5 protein-coding genes and 1 pseudogene are annotated in these 4,048 nt (G+C 72.2%); 2 read left to right on the top strand and 4 right to left on the bottom strand.

Annotated elements, in window-relative coordinates:
* Window positions 1–286, bottom strand: a pseudogene (locus J0695_RS32890) (hypothetical protein); the annotation flags it as partial.
* On the opposite strand from J0695_RS32890, the gene J0695_RS32885 reads away from it, so the two are divergent.
* The gene (locus J0695_RS32885; RefSeq protein ID WP_206968370.1) at window positions 264–809 is read left to right on the top strand and encodes a serine/threonine kinase C-terminal domain-containing protein; all 546 of its coding nucleotides are present in this window, start codon (window positions 264–266) and stop codon (window positions 807–809) included. The pseudogene J0695_RS32890 and the gene J0695_RS32885 overlap by 23 nt on opposite strands.
* A 32-nt stretch (window positions 810–841) precedes the next feature.
* Here the strand turns inward: J0695_RS32885 and J0695_RS32880 are convergent, their stop codons facing one another.
* The 3 genes from J0695_RS32880 to J0695_RS32870 are packed head-to-tail and all read right to left on the bottom strand — an operon-like array spanning window position 842 to window position 2,507.
* The gene (locus tag J0695_RS32880) at window positions 842–1,573 is read right to left on the bottom strand and encodes an isocitrate lyase/PEP mutase family protein (RefSeq protein WP_206968368.1); all 732 of its coding nucleotides are present in this window, start codon (window positions 1,571–1,573) and stop codon (window positions 842–844) included.
* Window positions 1,561–2,013, bottom strand: a complete 453-nt coding sequence (locus tag J0695_RS32875; RefSeq protein ID WP_307798840.1) for a carboxymuconolactone decarboxylase family protein — start codon at window positions 2,011–2,013, stop codon at window positions 1,561–1,563. The genes J0695_RS32880 and J0695_RS32875 overlap by 13 nt, the downstream gene beginning before the upstream one ends.
* Complete coding sequence (locus J0695_RS32870) at window positions 2,010–2,507, bottom strand: carboxymuconolactone decarboxylase family protein (protein WP_206968372.1); 498 nt, start codon at window positions 2,505–2,507, stop codon at window positions 2,010–2,012. Before J0695_RS32870 ends, J0695_RS32875 begins: the two co-directional genes overlap by 4 nt.
* 62 nt (window positions 2,508–2,569) lie before the next feature.
* Here J0695_RS32870 and pdxR point away from each other — a divergent pair, with 62 nt between their 5' ends.
* Window positions 2,570–3,961 (top strand): MocR-like pyridoxine biosynthesis transcription factor PdxR, encoded by a 1,392-nt coding sequence (gene pdxR / locus J0695_RS32865; RefSeq protein WP_206968364.1) that lies wholly within the window; start codon window positions 2,570–2,572, stop codon window positions 3,959–3,961.
* Window positions 3,962–4,048 lie beyond the last annotated feature (87 nt).

The following is a 4,048-nucleotide window of genomic DNA, read 5'->3' as shown; positions in this document are numbered from 1 at the left end:
CTGACGCGGAGTCGACGGACGGCGACTCCGTGCCGGACGCCGTGGCGGTCACGCTCGCCGTCGGCTTCGCGTCGGTCGTACCGCCGCCGCCGTCACCGCCCCAGGTCACGCAGGCCGCCGCGGCCCCGCCACCGGCCAGTGCGGCCACCAGGCACAGCACGATCAGCCGCGTCCGCCGGATGCCGTGCGGGGCCGCGGCGGCCTGGGTGACCTGGGGCGGTGACGGCGGCGGCGGTACGACGGACGCGAAGCCGACGGCGAGCGTGACCGCCACGGCGTCCGGCACGGAGTCGCAGTCCGTCGACTCCGCGTCAGGGAGTCCGACGGACTCCGCGACCGCCACCCCGTCGGGCCAGGTCCCTGCGGGCTACCGGGTGGAGCACGACGGCAAGGGCTTCACGATCGCCGTACCGGTGGGCTGGAAGCGTACGGAACGCGCGAACGGCGTGTTCTACGCGACATCGGGCGACGGCTATCTGATGCAGATCTACAGCATCACCGAGCCCGACACGACCCCGCGCGAGTCCCTCGACGCGACGTCCGCGAACCTCGCTTCCGCCAAGTCCGGGTACCAGGAGATCAGCCTGGAGGACGTCCCCGGCGAGGGCGGCACGGGCCGGACCGCCGCCCAGCTGGTCTACGCGTACGACAAGGACGGCACCGGCGAACGGCGCCAGGTGGTCGACCGGGCCTTCACCGGCGCCGACGGTCTCCAGTACGCGGTCCTCATCGCAGGGCCCGCCGCGGACTGGCCCCGGCAGGAGGAGCACCTCAAAGTGGCGCTCGACTTCTTCCAGCCGGGGCAGTAGGCCGGGTCGGTAGGTCCGGTCGGTAGGTCCGGTCAGTAGGTCCCGCGGGAGAGTGCGCCGGCGATCTCCCGTACCGCCGCCGTCGCCCTGCGCTGCAGACCGGGGCCGAAGGTGATGCGGGTGGCGCCCAGCCGGCCGAGCTCGGCGAGGGAGGGACCGCCGGGAGGGGCGCCGACATTGATCGGGGCGTCGATCCCGGCCGCCAGGTGCGGGAGCTGGTCCGGCGGGGCCGTGATCGGGTAGACGCAGTCGGCGCCGGCCGCGAGGTAGCGGTGGGCGCGGGACACCGCCTCGGCGGGGTCGTCGATGCCGCGGAGGAAGGTGTCCACTCGGGCGTTGATGAAGAGGGCGTCGCCCGCTTCGGTCCGTACCTCGGCGAGCCAGTCGGCGTGCCGGGCAGGGTCCTTGAGGGTGCCGTCCTCGGCGGAGTCCTCCAGATTGCAGCCGACCGCTCCGGTCTCCAGGAGGCGGGCGACGAGTTCCTTGGCCGGCAGGCCGTAGCCGCCCTCGATGTCCGCGGAGACAGGGATGCCGACCGAGCGGACGATACGGGCGACCGCCGCGAACATCTCGGCGGCGGGCGTCTCACCGTCCTCGTAGCCGAGCGAGGCGGCGACCCCCGCGCTCGGCGTGGCGAGGGCGGGGAAGCCGGCGTCGGCGAAGACGCGGGCACTGGCGGCGTCCCAGGGGCCGGGGATGACGAGCGGGTCGCCCGGGGTGCGGTCGTGGTGGAGGGCGCGGAAGGTGGCGGTCAGCTGTGCCATGCGGTCTCTCCCGGGGAGGTACGGCGGGCGACCATCAGCCGGTTCCAGCTGTTGATGGTCGTGATGGCGGCGATGAGGTGGGCCAGTTCGGTCTCAGTGAACTCCCTGGCTGCCTCCGCGTACACCGCATCGGGGACAAATCCGTCGGTGAGTACGGTGACTGCCTCGGTGAGGGCGAGGGCCGCGCGCTCCTGAACGGTGAACCGGTCGCCCGCCTCTTCCCAGGCCGCGAGGAGGTCGAGGCGGTCCTGCGACTCGCCCTTCTTCAGGGCCAGTTCGAGATGCATGTCCAGGCAGAACGCACAGTGGTTGAGCTGGGACGCGCGGATCATGACCAACTCGGCGAGGAGAGGGTCGAGATGCTGCTTGGCCGCCGCACTCAGGGCGGCGAGTGCCTTGCCGAATTCTGCGGGGATCCGCCAGCCGCGTGCTGTGGTCACTTGTGCACGCCCGGCGTGTAGTGGCCGGGGACCATACGGGTGGTGACGCCGAAACGGTTCCACGCGTTGATGACGGTGATCGCGGCGATCAGGTGGGCCAGCTCGGGCTCGGTGAACTGTTTGGCGGCCTTGGCGTAGACCTCGTCGGGGACGAAACCGTCGGTGAGCAGGGTGACCGCCTCGGTCAGCTCGATCGCCGCCAGCTCCTTCTCCGTGTAGAAGTGCTGCGACTCCTCCCAGGCGCTGAGCTGCACGATCCGCTCCACGCTCTCGCCCGCGGCGAGGGCGTCCTTGGTGTGCATGTCGAGGCAGAACGCGCAGTGGTTGATCTGCGAGGCGCGGATCTTGACGAGTTCGTACGTGACCGGGTCGACGCCGCTCTTGGCGGCGATCTCCATCTTGATCATGGCCTTGTAGACGTCGGGGGCGTGCTCGGCCCACTGGAGGCGGGGGGTGTGCTCGGGGACGTAGTGGCTGTGCTCGTTCGTGGTCATGCTGTGCTTGTTCATGAGGGCGACATTACGGGGAGAATGGCGCAGGGGTATGGTCCATTTCCATGACGAATTCGTGGGCCACTTTCGGTGCCGACCTCCACCTTGAGCTGCGCGGGGCCGGACTGCGCGCCGGGCTCACCGAGGCGCTGCGCGACGCGGTGCGCAGCGGGCGGCTCGCGCCCGGGGTGCGGCTGCCCTCGTCGCGTTCGCTCGCCGTCGATCTGGGGATCGCCCGCAACACGGTCGCCGACGCGTACGCCGAGCTGGTCGCCGAGGGGTGGCTGACCGCGCGGCAGGGGTCGGGGACGCGGGTCGCCCAGAGGGCGTCGCCGCGTGCGGCGAAGAGGCCCGTGTCGCAGCCGCGGGTGCGGCCTGCGTCCGCGTACAGCCTCCAGCCCGGCGCCCCCGATCTGGCCTCCTTTCCACGCACCCAATGGCTCAAGGCGGCTCGGCGCGCGTTGACGGACGCGCCGAACGACGCCTTCGGCTACGGCGATCCGCGCGGTCGTATCGAGCTGCGGACGGTGCTCGCCGACTATCTGGCGCGGGCGCGCGGTGTGCACGCCGACCCGTCCCGGATCGTCATCTGCTCGGGCTTCGTGCATGGGCTGAGGCTGATGGGGACGGTGTTGCGGGGGCGGAGGGTGCGGGAGGTGGCGGTCGAGTCGTACGGGCTCGATCTGCACTGGAACCTGCTGTCAGGGGCCGGGCTGCGGCTGCCCGCACTGCCCTTCGACCGCCGCCTCGGTACGGACACCCGGGCGCTGGGCCGGGAGGGCGCGGTGCTGATGACGCCCGCGCACCAGTTCCCGATCGGGCTCCCGCTCCATCCGGACCGGCGCGCGGCCGCCGTCGACTGGGCCCGCTCCACGGGCGGCGTGATCCTGGAGGACGACTACGACGGGGAGTTCCGTTACGACCGGCAGCCGGTCGGGGCGCTCCAGGGCCTCGACCCGGAACACGTCGTCTACTTCGGCACGGCGAGCAAGTCCCTGGCTCCGGGGCTGCGGCTGGGGTGGATGGTGCTGCCCGAGGCGCTGGTGGGCGAGGTCGCCGCCGCGAAGGGGGTGTCGGACTGGTCGACGAGCGCGCTGGACCAGCTGACTTTGGCGGAGTTCGTCTCCTCGGGTGCGTACGACCGGCATGTGCGCGGGATGCGGGTGCGCTACCGGAGGCGGCGGGACGAGCTGGTGGCCGCGCTGGCCGCGCGGGCCCCTTCCGTGCGGGTCACCGGGATCGCGGCGGGGTTGCACGCGGTGCTGGAGCTTCCGGAGGGGACGGAGCGGTCCGTGGTGCAGGCGGCGGCCTGGCAGGGGCTTGCCCTGGAGGGGCTCGCGCGTTATCGGCACGCGGATGTGGGGGCGGGGCGCGATGCGCTGGTCGTGGGGTATGGGACGCCGTCGGACAGTGCCTGGGCGGGGGCGTTGGATGCGTTGTGCCGGGTGCTGGGGTGACCTCTAAGCCCGTCCGGCGATTGAGGACGAGCGGCCGAAGGCCGCTCACCCCACCGAGCCCGTCGGCTCCTCCCTGGGGGCGCTGCC

This window comes from Streptomyces beijiangensis, from assembly GCF_017315755.1.
In the GTDB taxonomy this organism is placed as follows: Bacteria; Actinomycetota; Actinomycetes; order Streptomycetales; family Streptomycetaceae; genus Streptomyces; species Streptomyces beijiangensis.
The sequence above is the reverse complement of the archived record's forward strand: the minus strand, read 5'-3'. Positions and strand labels throughout refer to the sequence as shown.

What these genes read in the sequence shown, in the direction of transcription:
- J0695_RS32880 (WP_206968368.1), bottom strand. Translation starts at nt 1,573, where the DNA reads ATGGCACAGCTGACCGCCACCTTCCGCGCCCTCCACCACGACCGCACC.
- J0695_RS32870 (WP_206968372.1), bottom strand. Translation starts at nt 2,507, where the DNA reads ATGACCACGAACGAGCACAGCCACTACGTCCCCGAGCACACCCCCCGC.
- pdxR (WP_206968364.1), top strand. Translation starts at nt 2,570, where the DNA reads ATGACGAATTCGTGGGCCACTTTCGGTGCCGACCTCCACCTTGAGCTG.